This window comes from Nocardia brasiliensis, assembly GCF_042691675.1.
Taxonomy (GTDB): domain Bacteria; phylum Actinomycetota; class Actinomycetes; order Mycobacteriales; family Mycobacteriaceae; genus Nocardia; species Nocardia brasiliensis_D.
The window spans coordinates 5,471,293-5,495,294 of sequence record NZ_CP170507.1 but is presented as its reverse complement, the minus strand read 5'-3'; the positions used below and the strand labels follow the sequence as shown (position 1 = coordinate 5,495,294).

At 67.5% G+C, this 24,002-nt stretch carries 26 protein-coding genes; 12 read left to right on the top strand and 14 right to left on the bottom strand.

The window, feature by feature from the left end; all coding sequences use genetic code 11:
- Window positions 1-26: 26 nt before the first annotated feature.
- Window positions 27-1,007, bottom strand: a complete 981-nt coding sequence (locus tag ACFK0J_RS25150; RefSeq protein WP_378731309.1) for an LLM class F420-dependent oxidoreductase — start codon at window positions 1,005-1,007, stop codon at window positions 27-29.
- A 77-nt stretch (window positions 1,008-1,084) separates the two neighbouring features.
- A complete protein-coding gene (locus tag ACFK0J_RS25145) occupies window positions 1,085-1,744 on the bottom strand; it encodes a cyclodeaminase/cyclohydrolase family protein (protein WP_378731307.1) in 660 nt (219 codons plus the stop codon).
- Window positions 1,745-1,928: 184 nt separating this feature from the next.
- Between ACFK0J_RS25145 and ACFK0J_RS25140 the strand changes: the two genes are divergently transcribed.
- Window positions 1,929-2,969, top strand: a complete 1,041-nt coding sequence (locus ACFK0J_RS25140) for an LLM class F420-dependent oxidoreductase (protein ID WP_378731306.1) — start codon at window positions 1,929-1,931, stop codon at window positions 2,967-2,969.
- Between the two features lie 76 nt (window positions 2,970-3,045).
- Here ACFK0J_RS25140 and ACFK0J_RS25135 read toward each other — a convergent pair whose 3' ends face one another.
- The 7 genes from ACFK0J_RS25135 to mftR form a co-directional block, all read right to left on the bottom strand.
- Entirely contained in the window at window positions 3,046-3,384 is a 339-nt protein-coding gene (locus tag ACFK0J_RS25135; RefSeq protein WP_378742995.1) for an STAS domain-containing protein, read from the bottom strand.
- 151 nt (window positions 3,385-3,535) lie between these two features.
- A complete protein-coding gene (locus tag ACFK0J_RS25130) occupies window positions 3,536-5,884 on the bottom strand; it encodes a SpoIIE family protein phosphatase (protein ID WP_378731304.1) in 2,349 nt (782 codons plus the stop codon).
- 7 nt (window positions 5,885-5,891) lie between these two features.
- The gene (locus ACFK0J_RS25125; protein ID WP_218469960.1) at window positions 5,892-6,527 is read right to left on the bottom strand and encodes a SpoIIE family protein phosphatase; all 636 of its coding nucleotides are present in this window, start codon (window positions 6,525-6,527) and stop codon (window positions 5,892-5,894) included.
- On the bottom strand, window positions 6,520-6,945 hold the full coding sequence (locus tag ACFK0J_RS25120) for an ATP-binding protein (protein WP_218469959.1): 426 nt from the start codon (window positions 6,943-6,945) through the stop codon (window positions 6,520-6,522). The genes ACFK0J_RS25125 and ACFK0J_RS25120 overlap by 8 nt, the downstream gene beginning before the upstream one ends.
- Window positions 6,923-7,312 (bottom strand): STAS domain-containing protein, encoded by a 390-nt coding sequence (locus ACFK0J_RS25115; RefSeq protein WP_218469958.1) that lies wholly within the window; start codon window positions 7,310-7,312, stop codon window positions 6,923-6,925. Before ACFK0J_RS25115 ends, ACFK0J_RS25120 begins: the two co-directional genes overlap by 23 nt.
- A 15-nt stretch (window positions 7,313-7,327) precedes the next feature.
- Window positions 7,328-8,233, bottom strand: coding sequence for an STAS domain-containing protein (locus ACFK0J_RS25110; protein WP_218469957.1), 906 nt, complete (start codon window positions 8,231-8,233; stop codon window positions 7,328-7,330).
- 127 nt (window positions 8,234-8,360) lie between these two features.
- A complete protein-coding gene (gene mftR / locus ACFK0J_RS25105; RefSeq protein WP_378731301.1) occupies window positions 8,361-8,954 on the bottom strand; it encodes a mycofactocin system transcriptional regulator in 594 nt (197 codons plus the stop codon).
- A gap of 40 nt (window positions 8,955-8,994) precedes the next feature.
- Here mftR and mftE point away from each other — a divergent pair, with 40 nt between their 5' ends.
- On the top strand, window positions 8,995-9,741 hold the full coding sequence (mftE, locus tag ACFK0J_RS25100; RefSeq protein ID WP_378731299.1) for a mycofactocin biosynthesis peptidyl-dipeptidase MftE: 747 nt from the start codon (window positions 8,995-8,997) through the stop codon (window positions 9,739-9,741).
- The gene (mftD, locus tag ACFK0J_RS25095) at window positions 9,738-10,976 is read left to right on the top strand and encodes a pre-mycofactocin synthase MftD (RefSeq protein ID WP_378731297.1); all 1,239 of its coding nucleotides are present in this window, start codon (window positions 9,738-9,740) and stop codon (window positions 10,974-10,976) included. The genes mftE and mftD overlap by 4 nt, the downstream gene beginning before the upstream one ends.
- Window positions 10,977-10,980: 4 nt before the next feature.
- On the opposite strand, the gene ACFK0J_RS25090 is transcribed toward mftD, so the two are convergent.
- Window positions 10,981-11,451: a MarR family winged helix-turn-helix transcriptional regulator gene (locus ACFK0J_RS25090; RefSeq protein ID WP_218469954.1), complete on the bottom strand. Its 471-nt coding sequence runs from the start codon at window positions 11,449-11,451 to the stop codon at window positions 10,981-10,983.
- A gap of 270 nt (window positions 11,452-11,721) precedes the next feature.
- On the opposite strand from ACFK0J_RS25090, the gene ACFK0J_RS25085 reads away from it, so the two are divergent.
- Window positions 11,722-13,398 carry a fumarate hydratase gene (locus tag ACFK0J_RS25085; protein WP_378731295.1) on the top strand — a complete coding sequence of 559 codons (1,677 nt, stop codon included), beginning with the start codon at window positions 11,722-11,724 and terminating at the stop codon, window positions 13,396-13,398.
- Between the two features lie 8 nt (window positions 13,399-13,406).
- Here the strand turns inward: ACFK0J_RS25085 and ACFK0J_RS25080 are convergent, their stop codons facing one another.
- Window positions 13,407-14,573, bottom strand: a complete 1,167-nt coding sequence (locus ACFK0J_RS25080; protein WP_378731293.1) for an alkane 1-monooxygenase — start codon at window positions 14,571-14,573, stop codon at window positions 13,407-13,409.
- Window positions 14,574-14,831: 258 nt separating this feature from the next.
- Between ACFK0J_RS25080 and ACFK0J_RS25075 the strand changes: the two genes are divergently transcribed.
- From ACFK0J_RS25075 to ACFK0J_RS25040, 8 genes are all read left to right on the top strand, one after another.
- A complete protein-coding gene (locus ACFK0J_RS25075; RefSeq protein WP_378731291.1) occupies window positions 14,832-15,689 on the top strand; it encodes a class I SAM-dependent methyltransferase in 858 nt (285 codons plus the stop codon).
- Between the two features lie 140 nt (window positions 15,690-15,829).
- Complete coding sequence (locus tag ACFK0J_RS25070) at window positions 15,830-17,173, top strand: diguanylate cyclase domain-containing protein (RefSeq protein WP_378731289.1); 1,344 nt, start codon at window positions 15,830-15,832, stop codon at window positions 17,171-17,173.
- 199 nt (window positions 17,174-17,372) lie between these two features.
- Window positions 17,373-17,840 (top strand): hypothetical protein, encoded by a 468-nt coding sequence (locus tag ACFK0J_RS25065; RefSeq protein ID WP_378731287.1) that lies wholly within the window; start codon window positions 17,373-17,375, stop codon window positions 17,838-17,840.
- A gap of 489 nt (window positions 17,841-18,329) precedes the next feature.
- On the top strand, window positions 18,330-18,590 hold the full coding sequence (locus ACFK0J_RS25060) for a hypothetical protein (RefSeq protein WP_378731285.1): 261 nt from the start codon (window positions 18,330-18,332) through the stop codon (window positions 18,588-18,590).
- A gap of 71 nt (window positions 18,591-18,661) precedes the next feature.
- Window positions 18,662-18,910: a hypothetical protein gene (locus tag ACFK0J_RS25055; RefSeq protein WP_378731283.1), complete on the top strand. Its 249-nt coding sequence runs from the start codon at window positions 18,662-18,664 to the stop codon at window positions 18,908-18,910.
- Between the two features lie 51 nt (window positions 18,911-18,961).
- Window positions 18,962-19,492 (top strand): M15 family metallopeptidase, encoded by a 531-nt coding sequence (locus ACFK0J_RS25050; RefSeq protein WP_378731281.1) that lies wholly within the window; start codon window positions 18,962-18,964, stop codon window positions 19,490-19,492.
- Window positions 19,493-19,670: 178 nt separating this feature from the next.
- The gene (locus ACFK0J_RS25045) at window positions 19,671-20,690 is read left to right on the top strand and encodes an alpha/beta hydrolase (RefSeq protein ID WP_378731279.1); all 1,020 of its coding nucleotides are present in this window, start codon (window positions 19,671-19,673) and stop codon (window positions 20,688-20,690) included.
- Between the two features lie 28 nt (window positions 20,691-20,718).
- On the top strand, window positions 20,719-22,116 hold the full coding sequence (locus ACFK0J_RS25040) for a serine hydrolase domain-containing protein (protein WP_378731276.1): 1,398 nt from the start codon (window positions 20,719-20,721) through the stop codon (window positions 22,114-22,116).
- Between the two features lie 4 nt (window positions 22,117-22,120).
- Here the strand turns inward: ACFK0J_RS25040 and ACFK0J_RS25035 are convergent, their stop codons facing one another.
- The 3 genes from ACFK0J_RS25035 to ACFK0J_RS25025 all read right to left on the bottom strand — a co-directional run bounded on the left by ACFK0J_RS25035 (window position 22,121) and on the right by ACFK0J_RS25025 (window position 23,998).
- On the bottom strand, window positions 22,121-22,474 hold the full coding sequence (locus ACFK0J_RS25035; RefSeq protein ID WP_378731274.1) for an FAD-linked oxidase C-terminal domain-containing protein: 354 nt from the start codon (window positions 22,472-22,474) through the stop codon (window positions 22,121-22,123).
- Window positions 22,471-22,869, bottom strand: a complete 399-nt coding sequence (locus ACFK0J_RS25030; protein ID WP_378731272.1) for an FAD-binding oxidoreductase — start codon at window positions 22,867-22,869, stop codon at window positions 22,471-22,473. The genes ACFK0J_RS25035 and ACFK0J_RS25030 overlap by 4 nt, the downstream gene beginning before the upstream one ends.
- 118 nt (window positions 22,870-22,987) lie before the next feature.
- Window positions 22,988-23,998, bottom strand: coding sequence for a hypothetical protein (locus ACFK0J_RS25025; RefSeq protein WP_378731270.1), 1,011 nt, complete (start codon window positions 23,996-23,998; stop codon window positions 22,988-22,990).
- Between the last annotated feature and the right edge of the window lie 4 nt (window positions 23,999-24,002).

The following is a 24,002-nucleotide window of genomic DNA, read 5'->3' as shown; positions in this document are numbered from 1 at the left end:
GAGATATCAGCGCTCCGCGATGACCGTCAGGCGTTCACAGTCTTTCGGGGAGTGAGTTGGCGAAGGCGGGGTTCCAGGTCTTGCTGGAAGAAGTCGATGAAGCCGTCGGGGTCCGGGCCCGCGTTCTGCATGACGAGGTGGTCGAAGCCCGCGTCGACGAATTGTTGGGCGACCTCGATGTAGCGGTCCGGGTCGGGCCCGCAGGCGAACTGCTCGAGGATGTCATCGATGCGGACGGTGCGGGAGGCGGCGTCGAAATTGACGGGGTTGGGGAGTTCGCTCATCACCTTCCACCCGGTCAGCGCCCATCGGGTGGTTTCGTGTACAGCCTTGGCAGCGGTCTGTTCGTCCGGGGCCCAGGCCATGGGAACCTCCGCGTAGCGGGGTCCGGAGCCGCCGGCCTCTCGGTACCGGTCGACGATGTCGGCTTTCGGTTCGGTGGCGAACAGTCCGTCGCCGAGTTCGGCGGCGATTCGGGCCGAGGGCGGACCACTGGCCGCGACGGCGATCACCGGCAGTTGGTCGGGTAGGTCGAAGACACGGGCGTCCGACAGCGACAGGTGGCGCCCGTCGTAGGACTGGTACCCGCCGCGCCACAGCAATCGAATGATTTCCAGCGCCTCGCGCAGCATCTCCTGTCGGATGCGCACATCCGGGAATTCCTTCGCGACCACATGCTCGTTGAGCCGCTCGCCGGAGCCGATACCGAGGGTGAAGCGTCCATCGGAGACCAGCGCCAGCGTCGCCGCGGCCTGCGCGATGATCGCTGGGTGATAGCGGACGGTCGGGCAGGTGACCCCGGTCGCCAGGCCGATCCGTTCGGTCTGCGCGGCGATCGCGCCGAGCACCGTCCAGGCGAACGGCGAATGCCCCTGGACATCGAGCCAGGGATGATAGTGATCACTCATCTCGACGAAGTCGAAACCGGCGGATTCCGCCCGAACCGCTTGGCGCATAAGCTCTTTCGGTCCGAATGCCTCCGCGGCCAGCTTGTATCCGATCTGCACGGCTACCTCCTCGGCTCGGTCAGCTACTTTCGCCGACATACCCGGCCGCGCGGCCAGGAAACACGCCGAGTGGGAACCTAGCCGCGCACCGCGTGCACCACGTCGGCGTGCAGGCCGTCGGCGCGCGCGACGATTTCCTCGATGCGCAGCAAAACGGCGGCGAACCGGTCGCCGTCCGCGGCGGGCAGCGAGGCGACGTTGATCTCGATATTGAGCTGGGAGCTGGCGGCCGCGGCGCGACAGGCGTCGGCGGCGGCGCCGATATCGGTGACCACGTTGGGGTTCCCGATCGGGAACAGCTCGGTCGCCAGCGAAAGCACCTCATCGGCCTCGTCGACCACGGCGGCGGGCACCCGCGCGGCCTCGATCAGGGCGCTGTTGATGGCCCCGGTGCGCGCGTCGGTCTCCTCCGGCGTGGTCTTCGGCAGCTTGTACGCGGCGCCGACCGCGGTGAACGCGGCCGCGTCGGCCTCGGCCAGGGCCAGCGCCCTGGCGCGGGCGGCATCCGCGGCCTCGATGATGCGGTCGACCACCGGTCGGTTCTCCGCGTCTTTGGCGCGCGTCGTGTAGCGCCCCACCATCGCGACCAGCGCCGCACCCTGTGCGGCATGCAGCGCGGCCACGGCGCCGCCGCCCGGCGCGGGAATCTTGGCGGCCAGATCCGACAGGTACTGCGCGAGCGTGGCCCCGCCGAAGGTGGACGCAGTTTCCTGGGACGGTGTGCTCGGCTGCGACACGGGTGCGTGGCCTTTCCTAGTGCGGCGAGGGTGGGGAGTGCGCGGTCAACGCTACCGGTTGGCCGCCGACCGGCCCTGCGGGACCGGTCCGCTGGGCGCACTTGCGACTTCGCTCAGGCCGCGAGCGGGGCCACGGCCTGGTCCGGTGCGGCGTTTACCCGTAGTCGCCGTTATGTTGAGAGCTATGCGGATCGGATTGGGCATCAACTACTCGGGTGGTTTCAAAGAGGCGGCGGCGGAGGTGGCCGACCTCGAACGGGCCGGTCTGGACATCGTGTTCGTCCCCGAGGCGTACTCGTTCGACGCGGTGAGCGCGCTCGGCTACCTGGCCGCCAAGACCTCGCGCCTGGAACTGGCCTCGGGCATCCTGCAGATCTACACCCGCACGCCCAGCCTGACGGCGATGACCGCGGCGGGCCTCGACTTCGTCTCCGACGGCCGGTTCATCCTCGGCCTCGGCGCATCGGGTCCGCAGGTGATCGAGGGCTTCCACGGCGTGCCGTACGACGCGCCGATCGGGCGGACCCGGGAATTGGTGGAGATCTGCCGCAAGGTGTGGCGCCGCGAGAAGTTGGAGTACCACGGCAAGTACTACCAGATCCCGCTCCCCGAGGGGCAGGGCACCGGCCTCGGCAAAACCTTGAAGCTGATCAATCATCCGGTGCGCGAACGCATTCCGGTGCTGCTCGCGGCGCTCGGTCCGAAGAATGTGCAGCTGGCGGCCGAGGTCGCCGAAGGTTGGCAGCCCATCTTCTTCCTGCCCGAGCAGGCGAAACAGGTGTGGGGCGAGTCGCTGGCGGCGGGCTTGGCCAAGCGTGATCCGCAGCTCGGTGACCTCGAGGTCTACGCGGGCCCGGCACTGGCCATCGGCGACAATGTCGAGCCGCTGCTGGAATTCGTGAAACCGCACCTCGCCCTCTACATCGGCGGCATGGGCGCCAAGGGCAAGAACTTCTATCACACGCTGGCCACCAAGTACGGCTACGCCGCCGAGGCCGACCGCATCCAGGAGCTCTACCTGGCGGGCAAGAAGGAAGAGGCGGCCAAGGCGGTCCCGGACGCGCTGGTCCGCGATATTTCGCTGGTCGGCCCGGCGGGCTACGTCAAGGAACGGGTTGCCGCGTTCGCCGAAGCGGGCGTCACCGTCCTCAATGTCGTGCCGATGGCGGCCACGCCGGCCGAGCGGGTCAAGCTGGTCGAGCAGCTGCGCGGGCTCTGCGACTGAGCAGCACCGGAAAACACGAGTGGGCGGGCCGACCGGGCCCGCCCACCGTCACATTCGAGACCGTGACCCATTCGGGTCAGCGATTGCGGAGCCCGGCGAGGGCCTCCTGCAGGGTGGAATAGACGGCGAAGACCTGATCGAGGCTCGTCATCTTCAGCTGTCGGCTGGTGGCCGGGCCGTCGGCGACGACGGCGATCGCGGTGGCGTCACCGGCGCGTTGATGCGTCGCGACCAGAACGGCCATGCCCGCCGAGGCCAGGAAACTGACCGCGCTCAGGTCGATGATCAGGGCCGATGGCTTGCCACTGAGGATCGTTTCGATCGAACTCTCCAGCGCGGGGGCCGTCGCCAGGTCGACCTCGCCGGCCACCGTCAGGACCGTCGCACCGTCCTGTGCAGCGACGGTGGTTGTCATCGTGTCCGCCAGGGGATACGCGTCTCCGGAAGTATTGGTCACAGCAAAACACTCTACAAGTGACCTTTCCCGGATTTCCCTGCAACGACCGGGATAACGCTCGACCGTCACCTGTCCGCCCGGCAACCGCTGTCGGCGGCGGTCCGGTTGGTCACCCGGAAATGCGGCGATTCGTGCCGCGCAACGGGTTGGCTACCGGGAAGGTGATGGCGGGCAGGGTGACCGACATGCGCACCCGGGTGCCGGGTCCGGTGTGATCGATATCGAGTTCTTCGGTGAGCGCGCGCATCATGTCGATGCCGCGGCCGCGGTGTCCGGGGTCGGCCGAGCGCGGCTTCCAACTGCCCGCGTCGGTGACGGTGATCACCACCGTCTCGGTGTTGCAGGTGGCGGTCAGCTGGACGCGGTCGGCGTCGGCGGCGGGGTCGCGCAGCGCCTTGGTGGTCCGGCCCATCGAGCGGTCGGTGCTCGCCGGTCGGCCGGTCGGCGCCGCGCCGTTGCGGTAGGCGTGCTCGATGCTGTTGCTGCACGCCTCGTTTGCCGCGGCCACCAGGTCGGACGCGAGATCGTGCGGCACGGCGGCGGCGGCCAGCCAGGCCTTGAGCGTACGGCGCAGTGCGGCAAGCTCATCCGGGTGTGCGGGCACCTCGAGCCGCAGCGGGGCGGGCGGTTGGCGATACACCACCATGGCGACGTCGTCGTCGTACCCCGCGGCGGGCCGCAGCCGGGACAGCACCGCGTCGGCCACTTCGCGCGGCAGTTTGGCGGAGGTGTCGGCGAGCACTGCGGAGATCTTGGCGAAGCTGTCGTCGATGTCGACGCCGCGCTGTTCGACCAGCCCGTCGGTGAACAGCACCAGCGTCGAGCCCGGCGTCAACGCGGTCGTCGCTTCCGGGCGGCGCGGCGGGTCGAAGGTGGCCAGCGGAACCGACCGCCCGCCTTCGAGCAAGCGACCGGTGGCGGCGACGTCGGCCAAGATCGGCGGCATGTGCCCCGCGCTGCTGTATCGGACCAGCCCGCGCACCGGATCGAGCACCGCGGCGCACACGGTGGTGCACATCGCGCCGGGGATCCGGCCCGCGACGGTATCGAGTTCGGCGAGCAGCTGCGCCGGGCCCGCCCCGCGCAACAGCAAAGCCCGTGCGGCCGTGCGTAATTGGCCCATCACCACGGCAGCGGACAAACCGCGACCGACACAATCGCCGACCACGACGCCGATGGTGCCGTCGCGCAACGGAACCACGTCGTACCAGTCGCCGCCGATTTCCAGCGGCGGCAGCGCGGGCTCGTAGTGCACCGAGAACCGCGGCGGCAGCTCGATCGGGCCGAGCATGGCCCGCTGTAGCGTCAGCGACGTCGAGCGCGCCTGGTCGAAGTTGCGTGCCCGCTGCACCGCGAGACTGAGGTGACCGATCAGCAGCGAGAACAAGGTCCAGTCGGCGGCGCTGATCGCCCGCGGCGCGGCGAACCGCAACCACAGTGCCGCGTCACCGGTTTCGCCGAGCGGGGCGACGATCCCCTCGGAGCTGTCGGCGCCCTCCGGAATCGCGAACAGGCTGCGGCCGGGTCGGCGCCTGGCGCGCTCCAGCATGGCCCGTGCCCGCGCGTCGAGTTCGGTGCTCTCGCGTCTGTCCGACGAGCCCTCGGTGCCGGAGACATACACCTCCGGCTCCACGTGCCTGCTCGGCCACACCGCCACCACCGCGGTCTGCGCGCCGACGGTGCGCCGCAATTCGTCCAGGCCGACCGCGAGTACCTCGACCACGCTGGTCGCCGCGCCGACGGCGGTGGCGAGCCGGGAGGCGGCCTGATCGCGGGCCTGCGCGTCGTGCTCGGCGGTGACGTCGCGGATGGTGCCGACGAAGATGCGTTCGTTGTTCTCCGGCTTGATCAGCGCGCTGGTACTCACCGCCAGCCACACCGAGCGGCCGTCGCGGTGCCGGATGGGAATGACGAAACGCTGTGCCTCCGTACCGAGATCGGGGTAGCGCGGCCCCTCCGGCATCGACCACGGATGCGGCAGGGGGTACGGAACGTCGGCGGCGCCGTAGCCGGTGAGCGCGCCGAACGCGGAGTTGACCTCGACGATGGTGCCCTGCGAGTCGGCGACGAAGAAGCCGTCCTGCAGCGACTCGACCAGCGCGGTGCGGAAGGCATCACGCCCGGCGAGATCGTCTGCGCGGGAACGCTGTTGCTCGTAGCGGCCGACCCCGTCGAGATAACCGCGGGTCGCGATGTCCAGTGCGGCAAGGGTTTGCAGCAGGAACTCCAGCGCGGTCTCGGCCAGCCGGGTCCCGGCGTCGCCGTCGTTCGCCGCGTGCTCCGCGAGCTGGGCCACCCGGAAGTGGTTCTCGGTCAGGTCGAGCAGACTGATGCCCTCGACCAGCGCCCGCCGGCCGAGCTCGTACCCCTCGGCGAGGGTGGCCTGGGTCGGTGCGTCCAGGTGTCGCCGAAGCGCTTTCGCGTAGGCGTCGAGGAAGTCGGCCAGCGGTCCGGTCATCGAGCCCTCACGACTCCGGGCCCTGCGCCGAGCCGCGGTGGCGGGCGGCGAGCACCAACGCGTCGTCGGTGTCCTTGGCGTGCCTGGCCAGGATGTCGGCGGTGATCTCGGCGGTCGACTTGGACAGGTCGATCGCGTCGGCGGATTCGCTGACGATGCCGTCGGTGGACATCAAGAGCAGGTCGCCGGGGCGCACCTGAATGGTCTGCGGTTGCAGATTCTGCGGTAGTCGATAGCCGACGATCCCGGCGGTCAGCAAGATGGTCGCGCGGACGGCGAGGCCACCCGGACTCACCGTGAGCACTTGGGATTCCACGTTGCCGACGCCGAGCCAGCGCACCGTGTCGCTGGGATCGAACAGGGCGAGCGATACCGCGGCACCCCGGGTGTCGGCCATGGCTCGATGGCACAGCACCATCAGGACGTCCAGCGGTTCGGCGCGGTTCTCGGAGAGCACCTGGGCCGCCCGGTCGGCCGCGTCGGCCGCGGGTGCGCCGTGCCCGAGCCCGTCCAGGACGGCGAAAAGGACTGTGCCGCCGCCGGTGTCCAAGATGACGCCGCGGTCACCCGAGACGCGTTGGCCGGGCAGCGGGCGACCGGCCACCGCCCACTCGATTCGGCCGATGAACCCGTCGTCATGCACCGTTGGGTACCCACTTCCACATCTCCACCAACGTGCCGCGGCCAGGTGCTGATTCGACGGTGAGCCGGTCCATCAGTCGGCGGGCGCCGGGGAGACCGAGGCCGAGCCCGCGCCCGGTCGAATAACCGTCCTCGAGCGCGCGGGGGATGTCGTGGATGCCGGGCCCCTGGTCCTCGGCCTGTACCACCAGTGCCTGACGGCCTTCCCGTTCGTCGACCATCAACCGGATCTCGCCGTTGCCCGCGTAACTGGTGATGTTGCGGGCGATTTCGGAGATCGCCGTCGAGATCATGGTGCGGTCTGTCAGTGAGAATCCGAGCTTCGCTGCCAGTTCGCGTCCAGCCTGACGTGCGATCACGATGTCGCCCGACACTCTGACCGCAATCACCAGGTTCTCAGCGGCCACTGTCACGACCATCTCGCTGGCGTGGTGAGGCGGTCTTCCGGTTGAGCCAGGCGAGTCCCTCTTCCAGATCGAGGGCCGTGTGCATGTCCTCGAACGTCAGGCCGAGTTGCACCATCGCGAAGGCCACTTCCGGTTGCAGTCCCACGATCACCGTTTCGGCGCCGCGCAACTGCGTCATGTGCGCGATCGTACGCAACGATCTCGCGGCGAAGGAATCCATGATGTCGATCGCGGTGACGTCGACGATGATGCCCTGCGCCCGATATTTGCTGACCTGTTTCATCAGGTCGTCCTGCAGGCGCTCGGTATCGGCGTCGGTCAAGGCGGATTGAACCGACGCGATGAGATAGGTGCCCTGTTTGAGAATCGGTACCGGCATGGTGCCCGCCCTGGTCTAGCGACCGTCGCGTTCGGTGACCCGCTCGGCGACTCGGGAAACCTCGTAACCCAGTAGCCGTTCCGCTTCCTCGATGCCGCCTTGCAGGTCGCCGACCGCGTTCATCTTGGACAGGTCGAGACCGATGGTGACCAGGGTCAGCGCGATCTCCGAGGACAGGCCGGTGATGATCACGTTCGCGCCCATCAGGCCGGAGGCGTCGACGGTCTGCACCAGGTGGTTGGCGACGGTGGAGTCGATTTGCGGCACACCGGTGATGTCGATGACGACCACCTTGGCGCGGTTGGCCCGGATCGCGCGCAGCAGCTGTTCGGTGAGCTGGCGGGCGCGCTGGCTGTCCAGCACGCCGATGATCGGCAGGATGAGCAGCTGTTCACGCACCTGGAGAACCGGGGTGGACAGCTCGCGGATCGCCTCCTGCTGCTGGCGGATGACGCGCTCGCGCTCCTGGACGAAGGAGACGCCCACCGTGTTGGCGATGCGGTTGGCGGCTGGCTCGTAAGCATCGAGCACGGCGTTGAGCAGCTGGAAGTCGGCCTGGTACTTCTCGAACAGCGAGCGCGCCAGCACGTCGCGCAGCAGTAGCACGATGCCGAGGATCTCGTCGGTCTCGACGCCTCGCGGGATGATGCGCTCGGACAGGTCGCGTGCGTAGGCCTGCAGCGCCTCGACGCTACCGGTCTCGAGCACCTCGACGTAGTTGTCGTAGACGGACGTCGCCTCGGAGAAGATCTCCTCCGGGGTCATCGCGGTCAGCAACTGCGCGTCGGTGATGCGCCGGGCCCATACCTCGCGCAGCGCGGTGCGGTTCTGGCGCAGATGTTCGACCAATTGCGGTAACAGCTTGTCGACCGGTCCCGTGTTCAGCGAATCCGCCGAAAGGCTCATGGACACCTCGGACATGGAAACTCCTGCCCCTTTCGACGGTTTGAGTCGGGATCGTCGTACGTTTCGGCCGTGAGGCCGACACCGAGCCTAGTCATACCCCAACCGTGTCGCGGATGAAACCTGCCGGTTGTTCGCCTGCGATTCACGGCGCGGGCGCGAAGCCGCGTTCCAGCCCGAGCAGCACCTCCTCCAGATAGACGGTGAGATCGGCGTCGGCGCGGGCCAGCCAGGCATCGAAGGCGGCGCGGGCCGCGGCCAGTGTGGCGCGCCCGACGGCCAGCGGGATCAGGCCGTCGGCCGGTTCGCCGAGCCGGCGGGCGGCGAAGTCGCTGACCGTGCGTTCCCAGGCGTCGTAGTGCGCGCCCGCGGTGGCCGCCAGGGCTGGGATGGTGGCGACCAGGTGCATGCGAGTGCGTAGCTCGGGCACGTCCTCGGCCCGATACCGATTGGCGTTCACGACAACTCGACGCACCGCGGTCATCATCGGAATATCGTCCGGCACGGTGGCGAAGGCGGCGCGCAGAGCGGTGACTTCGTCATCGAACTGGTACCAGAGCACCTCCGCCTTGCTGGGGAAGTAGCGGAAGAAGGTGCGGCCACTGATGCCCGCGGCGGCGGCGATCTGCTCGACGGTGGTGTCCTCGAAGCCCTGCTCGGTGAACAGCCGCATGGCGATCAGTTCGAGTTCGCGTTTGCTGGTGCCGCGCGGGCGACCGCGGGTGGTCCTGGCTGTCACGGCTATTGATTATGTCAGTGACTGACGATAATCTCCGGACATGTCCGAAAGTGTCACAGGCCACAGTCGCGCGGCGACCGGTGGCCTGGTGGCGGATCTCACCTGGCCGGAAGTGGGCGAGCGCGCCGCCGCGGCCGCGATTCTCGCCGTCGCGGTGGGTGCGACCGAACAGCACGGTCCGCATCTGCCGTTGTCCACCGACACCGATATCGCCGCCGCGCTGTGCGCCCGGCTTGCCGTGCTGCGACCGGATGTGCTTGTCGCACCGGCGATTCCGTATGGCGCGAGCGGCGAGCACGCCGGATTCCCCGGCACCCTGTCGATCGGACAGGCGGCGCTGGAGCTGCTGATCGTCGAGTTGTGCCGCTCGGCCACCGATACCTTCGACCGCATCCTGCTGGTCAACTGGCACGGCGGCAACCTCGAACCATTGCGGCGCGCGGAGGCGCTGTTGCGCGGCGAGTCTCGCGACGTGCGCGTGTATCTGCCGCGCTACCGCGGCGACCTGCATGCGGGACGGTCGGAAACCGCCGTTCAACTGGCACTCACGCCGGACCGCGTCGCGCTGGACCGCGCCGAAGTGGGCGACGTCCGCCCGTTGGCGCAACTCATGCCGCTGCTGCGCGGCGCGGGTGTGCGCTCGGTCAGCGCCAACGGCGTGCTCGGCGATCCGACCGAGGCGAGCGCCGCCGAGGGTACGGCGCTACTCGACCACCTCACCACCGACTTGCTCGACAGAACCCGGCTGTGGTGGCCGGTGACTTCCCCGGAAAGGACCGGAACATGAACCCGTGGTTCGAAACCGTTGCCGAAGCGCAGCGGCGTGCGAAGAAGCGACTCCCGAAATCGGTGTACGGCGCGCTGATCGCCGGATCCGAGCGCGGTCAAACCATCGAGGACAACCAGCAGGCGTTCACCGAACTCGGTTTCGCCCCGCACGTCGCCGGTCCCATCGGCACCCGCGACCAGTCGACAACCGTTCTCGGCCAGCAGCTTTCGATGCCGGTGCTGATCTCGCCCACCGGCGTGCAGGCGGTGCACCCGGACGGCGAGGTGGCCGTCGCGCGGGCGGCGGCGGCGCGCGGGATCGCCATGGGGCTCAGCTCCTTTGCCAGCAAGCCGATCGAAGAAGTCATCGCGGCCAATCCGGCGACCTTCTTCCAGATCTACTGGTGCGGCAGCAAAGACGAGATCTCGCAGCGCCTGGCGCGGGCGAAGGCAGCGGGCGCGGTGGGGCTCATCCTGACTCTGGACTGGTCGTTCTCGCACGGCCGGGATTGGGGGAGTCCGGTGATCCCGGAACAGCTCGACCTGCGCACCATGCTGAAATTCGCGCCGCAGACGCTGGCCAGGCCGCGCTGGCTCGCCGCCTATGTGAAGTCCGGGCATATCCCGGATCTGACCGCGCCGAACATGGCGATCGGGGACGGCCCGGCACCCGGGTTCTTCGGCGCCTACGGCGAATGGATGGGGACACCGCCGCCGGACTGGGCGGACGTGCGATGGATCTGCGAACAGTGGGATGGGCCGGTGATGCTCAAGGGCGTCATCCGGGTCGACGACGCGTTGCGGGCGGTGGATGCCGGTGTCGCCGCCATCTCCGTGTCCAACCACGGCGGCAATAACCTCGACGGCACCCCCGCCGCGATCCGGGCGTTGCCCGCGGTCGCCGACGCGGTGGGCGGGCAGATCGAGGTGGTGCTGGACGGCGGCATCCGGCGCGGCAGTGATGTGGTGAAGGCGGTGGCCCTCGGCGCTCGCGCGGTAATGATCGGGCGCGGGTATCTGTGGGGCCTGGCCGCCAATGGTCAAGCGGGGGTCGAGAACGTGCTGGACATCCTGCGCGGCGGGATCGACTCGGCGCTGCTCGGGTTGCGCAAGACCAGCGTGGCCGAACTCGATCGCGACGATCTGGTGGTGCCGGACGGGTTCGAGCGGGCGCTCGGCGTGCCTTCCCGTCCGGCCCGCGAATTGGCAGATGTCACAGTCGAGTTGGTGGACGCGGCGGGCACGCCCGCCTGAGTTGTCAGTTCTCGCTCGTCGTTTGTCGATGATGAGCGAGCAAGGTGTCGTAGATGTCGGCGAGTGCGGCCAGTTGCTGACGGTCCAGCACGTCGATCATGTGCCTGCGCACGCTGAGCACGTGCGCGGGTGCCGCGCCGGTCAGCACCTCGGCGCCGCGCGCGGTGAGCCGGGCCGCGGTGCGGCGTGCGTCGTCGGGGATCGGCTCGCGGACGACCAAGCCGCGCTTCTCCATTCGGGTGATCTGATGCGAGAGCCTGCTCTGCGACCATTCGAGATTGGCGGCGAGCTCGGCGAAGGTGCAGCGGTGTTCCGGTGTCTTGCTGAGGAAGGCCAGCACCGAGTATTCGACGTAGGTGAGGTTCGACTCCCGCGTCGAGTCCCGCCCGACCGCCGCGGCGATGAGGTCGCGGGTGCGCACAAAGCCCACCCAGGCGCGCATTTCGACGTCATCGAGCCAATGGGGATCGGTCACGATAGCGCTCCAAACTCTGGCGTGTCATACATTGTCGCGCGTCGTTGTGCGTCGCGCGACGGTGTTGCGGCGGGCGGACGCTTGGACGTCCGAACGCTTTTGTCTGAGACGACAGGTAGCACTACCGGGGTTGAACGTGCAACCTTTTGTGGCAACTCCTAGAGATAAGCCTTGCCTAAGCACGGCGTGACGTTGCCTGCTGGATAGGCTCGCTGTGCTTGTGACCAGCCCGGCTCACCTCGCCCGGGCCCGCCCGAAGGAGTGCGTCCCGTGACCGCGCCGGAGTTCCGCTATTCAGACCTGCTGCCGATCGGCGCCGACGACACCTCGTACCGGTTGCTCACCACCGAGGGCGTCAGCACGTTCGAGGTCAACGGCCGGACCTTCCTGCAGGTGGAACCCGAGGCGCTGCGCCTGCTGACCGCCGAGGCGATGCACGACATCAGCCACTACCTGCGGCCCGCGCACCTGGCCCAGCTGCGCAAGATCATCGATGATCCGGAGTCCAGCGGCAACGACCGCTTCGTCGCGCTGGACCTGCTCAAGAACGTCAATATCTCCGCGGGCGGCATCCTGCCGATGTGCCAGGACACCGGCACCGCGATCGTCATGGGCAAGAAGTCCGAGGGCGTGCTGACCGGCGCGGACGACGCCGAGTGGATCAGCAGGGGCGTCTACGACGCCTACACCGAGCTGAACCTGCGCTATTCCCAGCTCGCGCCGATCACCATGTGGGACGAGAAGAACACCGGCACCAACCTGCCCGCGCAGATCGAGTTGTATTCCACGCCGGGCGATCCCGGGCATCCGGCGTACAAGTTCCTGTTCATGGCCAAGGGTGGCGGGTCGGCGAACAAGTCGTTCCTGTACCAGGAGACCAAGGCCGTGCTGAACCCCGCGCGCATGCTGGAGTTTCTGGACGAGAAGATCCGGTCGCTCGGCACCGCGGCCTGCCCGCCCTACCACCTCGCGGTCGTGATCGGCGGCACCAGTGCCGAATTCGCGTTGAAGACGGCCAAATACGCCTCGGCGCACTACTTGGACAACCTGCCCACCGAGGGATCGCTGGCCGCGCACGGGTTCCGGGATCTGGAGCTGGAAGAGGAGGTCTTCAAGCTCACCCAGTCCTTCGGCATCGGTGCCCAGTTCGGCGGCAAATACTTCTGCCACGATGTGCGCGTCGTGCGGCTGCCCCGGCACGGCGCCAGTTGCCCGGTGGCCATCGCGGTTTCCTGCTCGGCGGACCGGCAGGCGCTGGCCAAGATCACGCCGGAGGGCGTGTTCCTCGAGCAGCTCGAGCGTGAGCCCGCGCACTATCTGCCGGAGCAGACCGACTCGATCCTCGGCGGTGACGTGGTGCGGATCGATCTGAACCGCCCGATGTCGGAGATCCGCGCGGAATTGTCGAAATACCCGGTGAAGACCCGGCTTTCGCTGACCGGGCCGCTGGTGGTCGCCCGCGATATCGCGCACGCCAAAATCAAGGAACGGCTCGACGCGGGCGAGCCGATGCCGGAATACCTGCGCGAGATGGCCGTCTACTACGCGGGACCGGCGAAGACGCCAGAGGGTTACGCCTCCGGCTCGTTCGGGCCGACCACCGCGGGCCGGATGGACTCCTACGTCGACCAATTCCAGGCCGCGGGCGGCTCCTTCGTCATGCTGGCCAAGGGCAACCGCTCCGCCCAGGTGACCAAGGCGTGCCAGGAGCACGGCGGCTTCTACCTCGGCTCCATCGGCGGCCCGGCCGCCCGGCTCGCGCTGGACTGCATCAAATCCGTCGAGGTGCTCGAATACCCCGAACTGGGCATGGAAGCCGTCTGGAAGATCGAAGTCGAAGACTTTCCCGCCTTCATCGTCGTCGACGACAAGGGCAACGACTTCTTCGCCGAAACCCAGAAGCCCATTGCCCTTCGGGTCCGCACCCGCTCCGCGGAACGCGTCTGAACCAGCGGTCAGCTGGTAGCCCGTCGGTAGGTCAGGGTGGCGCGTAGTCGTCCCTGTTTGGGGGGTTGCACGTTGGCGAGGGTGATGTCGCCGCCGTAGTGGGCGAGGACGCGATGGTCCATCACCGTGCGCCACAGTGGCGGGATGGCGGCGAGCACGACCATCGTCGCGTAGCCCGCGGGGAGTTGCGGTGCCTGCGCCGAGCTGCGCAGGGTCTGGTATCGGCGTCCCGGATTAGCGTGGTGATCGCTGTGCCGCTGCAGATGGAACAGGAAGATGTTGGTGACCAGCCGGTCGCTGTTCCAGCTGTCCCGCGGCGAGCACCGCGCGTAGCGGCCGTTGCTGCGGCGGGCCCGCAACAAGCCGTAGTGTTCGACGTAGTTCACCGTCTCCAGCAACGCGATCCCGATCACCGCCTGCAAGGCGAGCCACGGCACGATGGTCACGCCGAACACCGCGATCAGCGCGCCGAACAGGACCACGCTCATCGACCAGGCCTGCAGAATGTGATTGTCCACATCCCACCAGCGCCTACCGTTGCGCGCCAGGCGCTCGCGCTCCAGCTGGATCGCCGACCGGAAACTGCCGATCACACTGCGCGGCAGGAACTCCCACAACGACTCACCGAGCCGCGCACTGGCCGGATCCTCCGGCGTGGCGACCCGCGCATGGTGTCCACGGTTGTGCTCGACGAAGAAGTGCCCGTACCCCGACTGGGCGAGCGCGAGCTTGGCCAGCCAGCGTTCCAGGTGCTCCACCCGGTGCCCGAGCTCGTGCGCGGCGTTGATGCCGATACCGCTGACGAAGCCGAGCGTCACGGCGAGGCCGAGCTTGTCCACCGCGCGCAGTTCGTCGCCCGACCACAGGTAACTGGCGATCACCAGCCCGGCCAGCTGGATCGGCAGGAAAAGATAAGTGCACCAACGGTAGTAGCGGTCGCCGGAGAGTAGCTCGTAATCCTCGTCGCGCGGGTTGGCGCCGTCCTCACCGACCACCCAGTCCAGCACCGGGATCACGATCAACACGATGATCGGGCCGATCCACCAGAAGACGGGCGCACCGGTGTGCAGCACGAGCTGAGAGGGCAGGAGCGCACACGAGGGAGCGATCAGGCCGAGCACCCACAGCGGGCGCTTGCGGTCCTGGCCGCGAGGAGGTCGACGGATGATCTTCATGCTTCTTTCGATGCGATTCCGGCGACGCGCGACCGTAATCAGTTGTGACGGGTCAATATCTACTACAGCTGCGATTGTCTGTGATAGCTGAGTCGCCGAGAATACGGCTCCCGTTACCGGTCTGGACCGAATGTGTTCCGAATCGTGACAAGCCGCTCACCTCAGCACTGCCGGAGCCGCTGAGGCGCGCCCGCTAACGGTCGGCACAGCGACCGCGCCGTACCGGAATCGCCCAGGCCGGTGTGCCAAACTGGCCGCATGGCTGGAGGGGACGCACCGATTTCGAATGTGTCGGACACCGCTCGCTGGGTGGCCGCCTATCGTGCGCGCGAGTCCGCGCGGCCCGACGCGCTGTTCTCTGATCCACTCGCGGATCGGCTGGCCGGACCAAGGGGACATTCGATCATCGACGTGGCACCACGTCTCATGCGCAGCGGCTGGCCGGTCGTCACCCGGACCAAGCTGATCGATGACCTCGTCGCGAAGGCGATAGTCGAGGGATGCGATCGAATCCTCAACCTAGCAGCCGGATTGGACACCCGCCCTTACCGTCTCGCGTTGCCAGCCGACTTCGTCTGGGTCGAGGCGGATCTGCCGCAGATCCTCGCGGAAAAGGAAAGCGCGCTGGCCGGGGAAGCCCCGAACTGCACGCTGATCCGTCGCCCGGTCGATCTTGCCGATCCGGTCGCACGCGACGAGTTCCTCGACGACGCAGTCGGAGCGCTCGGCTCGGCCGGTGCACCCGCGACCAAAGCGCTCGTACTCACCGAAGGATTGCTTTTCTACCTTGATCCGGCGACGGTCGCAGAGCTGGCGCATGCCTTGGCGCGTCCCGAAATCGCCTGGTGGGCAGCCGATATCCTGCTGCGGATGGACCGCATGCGCACCGGTTCGCTGTTCGCGAACGCACCGATGAAGTTCGATCCGCCCAACGGGCTCACCTTTTTCGAGGAACTGGGCTGGCAGCCGATCGAGATCGAGAACATTCTGGTGCACGCTCGAAAGCTGGGCCGCGTTCCGTGGTATCTGCGCCCGTTCACCTACTTGCCCGCGCCAGATCCGCGCAAGCCGTTGCGCAACCCATGGTCGGCCGTGATCCGCTTCCAGCACGAGTAGGTAACCCTCGGACCCCACCGATCTGATGTTTTGGCTAACAATGGGATACACCGGCGCGAGCCGGATTTCCTGCGTGTTAGACGTGGGACTCGATGGCACCGTTGGCGAGCCGGCGACGGCCGAACAATCAGGGGGTCGTGGTGGAAGAGACCGAACGGACTTCGCTGGCGCACGAGTGGTGGCACGCGTTGTCCGCCGTGTGCCGCATGCCGGTGCCGCCTCACGAGACGCTGCGATTGCTCGCCAGTCTGGTCGGTGAACTGGAAGCAGGTCTCCATGCGAATCCCTTCGACGCGAGTGCCGCCGCGGATGCGGGAGCCGCGCTGGTCGCCGCCGGAGTGATGGGTCGCGAGGTGCCTGCCGTTTCCGCGCAGGTGCTGTACAGGATGGTCGAGCGGCGTCACCGTCCCGATTCGGGCGGTCGGCTCGCCGCGCTGCTGGCGGCATTCGGTCAGGGATACGGCGCGGAATTGCATCGACAGTTCTTCCTCGAACGGCAGTCTGTCGAACAAGCCAGGGAAGAAGCCAGGCGTGCGGCGGACGAAAGATTCCGGGCGGTTTTCGACAACGCGGCGGTCGCGATAGCGATCGTAGACACCGATTTCGCCCTGCTGGATGCCAACCGCGGCCTTGCCGACGTGATCGGTGTGTCGGTCGAAGATCTGCGCGGCGTATCCGTCTACGACTTCGTTCACCCCGACGACCGGGACAACATTCGAACCCTCGTTTACGGGCAACTGGTGCCGAACGGGAAAGGGACCGTCAAGCTGGAGCAGCGGCTGGTGCGCGCGGACGGGTCTTACGGGTGGGCCTCGTTCGCGATCACCTTCGTCAAGGGGGTTGGCAGGCAGGCGGACTATTTGCTGGCGGTGGGGGAGGATGTGACCGAGCAGCATCGGTTGCGCGATGAACTGCATCGGCAGGCGCGCCATGATCTGCTCACCGGGTTGCCGAATCGGCGGCATTTGCTCGAGCGGGTCGAAGCGATGATCGCCACGGCGGACCTCGGCGATCGGGTCGGGCTGTGCTTCATCGATATCGACGGGTTCAAGAGCGTCAACGACCGCTACGGGCATGGCACGGGCGACCAGGTGTTGGCGGCGGTGGCGGGCCGGTTGCGCGACAGTGTGCTCGACTTCGGATGTCCGGTCGCGCGCATCGGCGGCGACGAGTTCGTCGCGGTAATTCCGCCGCCCGCGGACAACTCCAGCGTGAGCGCGGTGGCGAACAGTCTCCAGTCGGCGCTGGTCGACCCGGTCTCGATCGACGCGCTGCGGCTACGCATGTCGGCGAGCATCGGCGCGGTGCTGGCGGCGGTGTCCGGCACCCAGGCCGAGTCGTTGCTCGATGCCGCGGATACCGCGCTCTACCGAGCGAAGGCGGACGGCAAGGATCGCTGGGTGCTGCACACGCTCGAACCGCACCTCGAGCGGCGGCCGACGGCGGATGGTCTGGGGGAATATCAGGGCATTGCGGCTAAGTAGCGGTTGCTGGCGGCCGCGCCCATGCCCCGGGTAGGCCCCTGAACTGGGTGTTCGACTTTCGAAGAGGCTTCTGTGCGGACAACGCAGTGTCACCCCGATCGCCGGGGTGGCGCTGCCGATTTGCGAGGCACCCTTAGCGATGTACGTCGTTGATTCCAGTGCCGTTCATCGCAGATGCCATTGAAGGTCAAGGAGGGCAATGAGTACGTCCAGGGTCGTCACCACCACACTGCGTCTCTCGCAATCCGCCAGCCGCCGGTTGGCCGCACGTGCCGCACGTGAAGGAACCACTTCTACCGCATTGCTCGACCGCCTCATCCGGGAGGGCGTCGATCAGCTCGATCATCCCGGCATCGTTTTCCGCGGACCGATGACCGATCGCCGCGCCGCGCTCGTCGCGGGACCCGACGTCTGGGAAGTGGTTGCGCGCCTACAGGAGTTGGATGGCCCGGTAGATCGGCGCATCGAACTGCTCAGCGCGAAGTCGAGCCTGCACACCGGCAAGATCAAGATCGCCATCGAGTACGCCCGCGACCACGGCAACGAGATCATCGAGCGGATCGGGCGCAATCGCGAAGCGGCCGAGGCGATTCGCCGGACCGCCACCATGCGGGCGCCCAACCTCGAGCGGGACCACCTCACGCTGGTCACCCCGTTACGCGAGTGATCCGGTCGAATTGTCCGGTGTCGTAGTCGAATTGTCCGTTGTAGTACCTGTTCACATGACTGGGGAGCAAATGTGAACGCTTCCGCCGCCTGTGCACAACCCGCTCGGCCTGCGGACGAACACCCTTCGAGTCGGCCAGGGTGCCGTCCGCGGCCTGCTCGGGGCGCATCGGCGGCGGTGGGGGGGAGTCTGGCGGAAAACGGTACGGTCGTGAAACTTGGCGAAACACCGTAATTTTCGCGAATCGGACTGGTAGCAGCCGACCGCACACTGTGATCCACAGCACGGGATAGATTGTGGACAACGTCCGTTCCTTGTGGATGAAGCATTTGCCACGCAAGGGAATTCGGGTAAGCATGGGCCATGCCCAATGACTATGACTCCTCGTCGTCCCCCTTGTCCGGTCGAGCGCCGAGATCGATCGCACGAGTCCGAACCGCGCAACCGACATCGCGGGCTGCCGGTATGGCCAGTGGTATGGTGAACCGTATGGCGACGCGGAAGATCACTCTCACCGTTGATGAGGCAGTGCTTGCTGACCTGCAGCAGGGCGCCGCCGATGCCGGGATGCAGCTGTCGCCGTATTTCGCGCGCTGTGCGCACAGTTGGATGCTTTACCAGGACGCCATTCGCTCGGCGGCGCGCGATAGCAGTCTCGGCATGCACGACGTCGAGGTGGCCGAGGCCGAGCTCGCTGACCTACACGGGGCAGAAGTCGACGCCGAGGCGCGTCGGGGCCGGCGCGGATGAGGCGGGGCGAGGTTTACCAGTTCGAGCGGGACCGCCCTTCTCGGGAGAATGATCCGCGCACCCCATATCGTGTGGTCGTCTCGGCGGATTATCGCCTGCCGGACGAGCGCGTTCGGGTGCTGACCGCGCCCGTCGAATGCCTGGACCCGCAGTCGATGGTCGCGGTTCTGCTCGGCAGTGCGGATCCGGTGGCGGGTTGGGTCAGGGTCGACCTGATCACCAGCACCTATCGGCCGTGGCTGTCCGGCCCACTCGGCGAGCTCAGCACCGAGACGATGGAGAGCCTGTCGTCGAAGCTACGGATCGAACTCGATCTCTGAGTGTCGGACCGACCGCCCCCATCGCGGAAGCGGGCCATTACCATCGCCGACATGGTTTTGCGGAGTGGTGTGCGGACTCGGTTGGTGCTCGGTCTACCGGTGGCGGTGCTGCCCGCGCTGGTCGCGGCGGGGTTGATGGCGCCGCAGGCGGTGGCCGGGCCGGGGGTGCAGATCGATCAGCGGGAGGCGCTGGGGTCGGCGGCCGGGGCCGAGGGGCTGGAGCCGAGGCTGGCGTTGGCGTACACGTTGGCGGAGACCGAGGCGCACGCGCAGGGGGTGCCGTTGTCGATCACGTCCGGGTACCGCTCGTTCGAGGAACAGCAGCAGATGTGGGACAACGGGGTGGCGACCTACGGTGGCCCCGATGCGGCGCGCCGGTGGGTGCTGCCGCCCGAGGAGTCGACGCATGTGTCGGGTCGTGCCGTGGACGTCGGGCCGATCGAGGGGGCGCAGTGGCTGGAGGCCAACGGCACTCGGTGGGGGTTGTGCCGGATGTATGACAACGAGTGGTGGCATTTCGAATTGGCGACCACCCCCGGCGGGGTCTGCCCGCCGATGCGACCGGACGCGAGCACCCGGTAGTGCCGGAGTAGTTCCGGCGAGCAGGAAAGTGACCCAGTCCGATTCGGACTGGGTCACTTTCGTATGCCCATTGTGTCGTATGCCACTTCCGGGTAGCCTCCGAAATGCGAGACCGAATGGTTTCACTATCAACTGAAGTGAGTCCGGCGACGCTGCCGGATGGATGAGGGAGCCCTCGATGATGAGGTATGTCGCCCGAATGCGCTCGGGGGCCGCGGTTTTCGTGGCGACGATGGCGGTCTCGGCCGCCGTGCTCGCGGCACCCGCCGCTCTCGCGGACCAGTTGGAGCCCGGCGCCACCGCGCAGAGCGTATTCAACAAGCCCGGCCCGCACCCAGTCGCGACACCGGTGCGGACGAATCCATGTCAGGAATCCGTTTTCGGCATGTTCGAGCACATCGTGGTGCACATGTTCGGCAACCGCGACGACATGACCTGTACCCAGGCGTTTCCCAACGGTCTGGCGTCACCGATCGGGGTGAACACCTACTATCCGGCCGATATCGCCGAACTCCCCGCCGCCCCGCTGCTGGTGTTCACCTCTGGGTTCGGCGCGAACCCCGGGATGTACGACGCGCTCGCAAGACAGTGGGCCAGCCACGGATTCGTCGTGGCGATTCCGTACGAGTTCTTCAACTCGCTCGTCCACGTGCCTGCCCTCGGCGTAGCCACCGCGGTCGTCGCCAATCGTGACTCGACTTCCCCGCTATACAACAAAATCGACTTGAGCCGCACGATCTTCGGTGGTCATTCCGGCGGTGGGCAGGCGGCATTGCAAGCGGGAACGGTGTTCCCCGGCATCGCGCCGATCATCGATCCGGCCATGCGGGTGCTCGGCGTGCTGGCGATCGAACCGGGACCGCTCGCGGTGGGTGCACTGGTGACGGTGCCGACGCTGTTCGTCACCGGCTACAACGATTTCGTGGTGCCCGACTTCGCCTGGGTGCGCTGGTGGCAATACAACCTCACCTTCCAGGCGCCCGCGTGGATCGCCAACGCCCGTGGCGTGAGCCACTTTTCGCCGGTCGACGGGCTCGACAACTACCTGTCCGCGGGCACCGCGCTGGCGTGGCTGCGCTATATGGCATTCGGTGACCACACCGCCGCGGAGTACTTCATCGGCCCGAACTGGCGATTGCCCGCCGACAAGACGTACTTCAGCGTGCAGCGCAACGCACTTGCCGACGCCCTGAACTAACCAGGCACGAAACAGAAATGGGTCGAGAATGAAATTCCGTCGAGCGTGGGCAGGTGGGCTCGGCGCCACCGCCATGGTTACCCTTTCGCTGGTCGGCCCCAACGCCGCGGCAGCACCCAGCAGCACGGCCCGGTGTGCCGAACCCGCCGCGGGCGAATCGGCCCAGCGAGTGGATCCGGCCGCCGCCGGAATCGATACCGCCGCGCTGACGGACGCGCTGAACTTCGGTTCGACCAAGGGCGCGTACGCGATTCAGGTATACCGCCACGGCTGCCTGGTCGGTGACCGCACCGGCACGGGCAACCTACCGGTGCCGTTGGCCAGCTCCACCAAGGGTGTCACGTCGGTCGCGGTGGGCCGCGCGATCACCCTGGGCTACTTCGGCTTGGACGATCCGCTCGGCAAGTTCTTCCCGCGGGCCGATGCCGCACATGCCGCGCTCACCGTGCGTCAGGTGCTGAATCAGACGACCGGCCTGCGCTTCTCCTGGGCCGCCGATATCGCGGGGATCGCCACCGACGAGGTGCTGCAAACGCTGAACACGCCACCGGTATTCGAGCCGGGCACCACCTTCCAGTACGCGCAGGCGGTGCTGGCGCTGCTGCCGAAGATCGTGGAAATCAGCACCCGGATGGACTTTCAGGACTTCGTCCAGCGAGAATTGATGCAGCCCTTGGGTATTGCCCGCGACCAGTGGGTGTGGCTGCGTGACCGCAGCGGAAACACCGCCGTCAACGGCGGTCTGGCCATGCGTGCCGATGACCTGGCCCGGCTCGGTCTGCTCCTGCTGCACGAAGGCCGCTGGGGCGATACCCAACTCATCGACCCGGACTACATTCGGCAGGCCCGCCGGCCCACGGCGGCGAACGGCGGCTACGGATTCCTGTTCTGGCTCAATGCCGGTGACTCGTATAAGACCGCGTCGGTGCCCACCGCCAAAACCTTCGACCATCCGATGTTCCCCGGCACACCTCGCGACCTGTACGCCTTCGTCGGCGCACTCGGCCAGTTCAACGTGGTGATCCCCAGCCGCGACATGGTGATCGTCCGGCTCGGCGTGCCCGGCGGCATCGACACCGGCAATGTGCAGACCTCTCTGGCGGCCGAATCCAACCCGGACAACAAGGAATTCCTGCGCCGCGTCGTCGCGGCCGTCGCCGATGTGCCCGCGGAACCGGTCGATGACCCCTACCGCTACGGCGACACCTTCGGCCCGCCCATCAGCGGCCTGGACGATCTCGCCTTCTGGGTGGATCCGGAGCACACCGCCCAGATCCTGTTCGGTGTCGGTCCCTACGCCCCGTCGAACTGCAATGTCCTCTGGTGCAATGGAAAGCTGGTGCCGCAGGACATCTTCGCGGCCATGCTCGATTCCACCGGCCAGATCGTCGCCGCGTTGCTCGGCCTCGGGCACGGGCCCCGCTGAGGCGTCAGTCGAGGATTTTGCCCGGATTCAACAGTCCGAGCGGATCCAGCGCGCGTTTGACCGCGGCCGTCAACTCGACGGCGGCACCGTGCTCGGCACGCAGGTACTGCTTCTTGGCCAGCCCGATGCCATGCTCCCCGGAGGCGGTCCCGCCGACCGAGAGTGCATGGCGGACAACCTGATCGGAGAACTCCCGGGCTCGCGCCATGGTTTGGGCGGTGTAGGGAACGACCACGTGCACATTGCCGTCGCAGATGTGGCCCGCGACCGCGATATTCAGGTCGAGGAGTCCGCCGAGCCGCTCGGCCGCCGCCACCGCGTCGGCGATCCGCGAGTACGGCACGGCGGTGTCGGTCACCAGGAACCGGTGGCCCAAATGGCGGGCCTCGAGTGCGAAGAACAGGTTGTGCCGATCTCCCAAAGGCTGTGCCGAGCGGTACCGCCGTACCGGACGGTGGTGGTGCCGCTGGCATTGGTGGCGGCCATACCACCTAGGCTGGCATCGACGCCGGGGTCGACGGTGAACTGCAACCCGTATGCGGCCGCGGCCGCGTTGAGTCGGGTCCGGGTGACGCCGGGCAGCACGGTCGCGGTGAAGTCGGTGGGGGAGATGTCACGAATTGCGTCCAGCGCGGACAGATCGAGCACCACTTCGTCGCCGCGCGCCAGCGGATGACCCGCCAGGCTGGTGCCCGCGCCCCGGCAGATGATCGGAGTGCCGGTGTGCCTTGCCCATTCGACGGTGCCGAGCACATCCTCGAGGTCGGCCGCCCGGACGATGCCGCGCGGGCGCTGTCCGCAACGGCCGGTCTCGTCGACGGTGTATTCGTCCAGTGCCGCCGCCCGGATGTCGATCGGTCGGCGACCGTGGTCACGACCGCTCCAGGATCGAGGTCACCAGCATGGTGTGGTCGTCGAAAGTGCGGGCGACGGTCCAGCCCAGGTCCGCGAATGCCGCCTCGTACTCCTCTTTCGTCCACAGCCGCACACCGGTGATGGTGTGGTAGATCTCGTAGGTCGGCGAGAACCATGGCTGCCCCGACCACTGCGGTGCCGCCAGCAGGTACCCGTCGCCGATGACCAGTCGCTCCAGATTCGGGAACCAGCGCATCCATTCCCGCAATACGGCGATGATGCCGCCGCCGTCGCTGGCCAGCTGATGCAGCAGGAAGAACGACATCGCCGTGGTCACCTTGCTCCGGTCGAGCACCGCGAGCCATTCGGGATCAGATGCTTCGGGTTGAACGGAGCCGGGCAGCAACGTGATTCGGTCGGCGTAGCCGGACTGCACCACCTCGGCGGACGCGGCCGCGATCACCTGGGCCTCGATATCGACGCCGATGAACTGCTCCGCCGGAGCCACCTGGGCGAGTGCGCGCACCCGGCCCGCGTCCGCGCAGCCGAGGTCGACCGTGCAGCCGGGACCGCTTGCGGCGATGGCTTTTCCGATGCCTTGCAGGATCTCCGGGCGCCGCCGCGCGATATCCGTGCAGCCACGCGCCACCGCGCCCGCATCGGTGGCGGCGGGGATGAACGCCCGATCGGCGCTGTCGGCCAGCTGCCGGAAGGTGGGTTCCCAACCGCGCGTGACCATTCGGACGAAGCCGCGGTTCTTGGCGACATCGTGGCCGGTGTGCGTCAGCTGGAACCGGTGCCCGCGGCGGGTGAGGAACCCGGCGCGGACCAAGCCGTCGCTGACGGTCTGCTGAATGCCGCTGGTCGGCGCGATAGAGTCGCCGTTCAACAGCGTTGCCCACCATCCCCAATCGTCGGCGGCCACTACCAGTTGCGCGGCGGTCTGCCCCTCGACGACATCGCGGATGGTGAGCCCGGCGGGCGGTGCGTGGTTGAACAGCGCGACGGTGGTTGTTGCAGCGGTCATGGCG

Excerpts from the sequence above, each read along its gene's own strand:
- ACFK0J_RS25065 (WP_378731287.1), top strand. The coding sequence starts at position 17,373 with ATGAGTACGTCCAGGGTCGTCACCACCACACTGCGTCTCTCGCAATCC.
- ACFK0J_RS25115 (WP_218469958.1), bottom strand. The coding sequence starts at position 7,312 with ATGCCGGTACCGATTCTCAAACAGGGCACCTATCTCATCGCGTCGGTT.
- ACFK0J_RS25060 (WP_378731285.1), top strand. The coding sequence starts at position 18,330 with ATGGCGACGCGGAAGATCACTCTCACCGTTGATGAGGCAGTGCTTGCT.
- mftE (WP_378731299.1), top strand. The coding sequence starts at position 8,995 with ATGTCCGAAAGTGTCACAGGCCACAGTCGCGCGGCGACCGGTGGCCTG.
- ACFK0J_RS25045 (WP_378731279.1), top strand. The coding sequence starts at position 19,671 with ATGATGAGGTATGTCGCCCGAATGCGCTCGGGGGCCGCGGTTTTCGTG.
- ACFK0J_RS25080 (WP_378731293.1), bottom strand. The coding sequence starts at position 14,573 with ATGAAGATCATCCGTCGACCTCCTCGCGGCCAGGACCGCAAGCGCCCG.
- ACFK0J_RS25050 (WP_378731281.1), top strand. The coding sequence starts at position 18,962 with ATGGTTTTGCGGAGTGGTGTGCGGACTCGGTTGGTGCTCGGTCTACCG.
- ACFK0J_RS25135 (WP_378742995.1), bottom strand. The coding sequence starts at position 3,384 with ATGACAACCACCGTCGCTGCACAGGACGGTGCGACGGTCCTGACGGTG.
- mftD (WP_378731297.1), top strand. The coding sequence starts at position 9,738 with ATGAACCCGTGGTTCGAAACCGTTGCCGAAGCGCAGCGGCGTGCGAAG.
- ACFK0J_RS25025 (WP_378731270.1), bottom strand. The coding sequence starts at position 23,998 with ATGACCGCTGCAACAACCACCGTCGCGCTGTTCAACCACGCACCGCCC.
- ACFK0J_RS25120 (WP_218469959.1), bottom strand. The coding sequence starts at position 6,945 with ATGGTCGTGACAGTGGCCGCTGAGAACCTGGTGATTGCGGTCAGAGTG.
- ACFK0J_RS25040 (WP_378731276.1), top strand. The coding sequence starts at position 20,719 with ATGAAATTCCGTCGAGCGTGGGCAGGTGGGCTCGGCGCCACCGCCATG.
- ACFK0J_RS25130 (WP_378731304.1), bottom strand. The coding sequence starts at position 5,884 with ATGACCGGACCGCTGGCCGACTTCCTCGACGCCTACGCGAAAGCGCTT.
- ACFK0J_RS25110 (WP_218469957.1), bottom strand. The coding sequence starts at position 8,233 with ATGTCCGAGGTGTCCATGAGCCTTTCGGCGGATTCGCTGAACACGGGA.
- ACFK0J_RS25140 (WP_378731306.1), top strand. The coding sequence starts at position 1,929 with ATGCGGATCGGATTGGGCATCAACTACTCGGGTGGTTTCAAAGAGGCG.
- ACFK0J_RS25075 (WP_378731291.1), top strand. The coding sequence starts at position 14,832 with ATGGCTGGAGGGGACGCACCGATTTCGAATGTGTCGGACACCGCTCGC.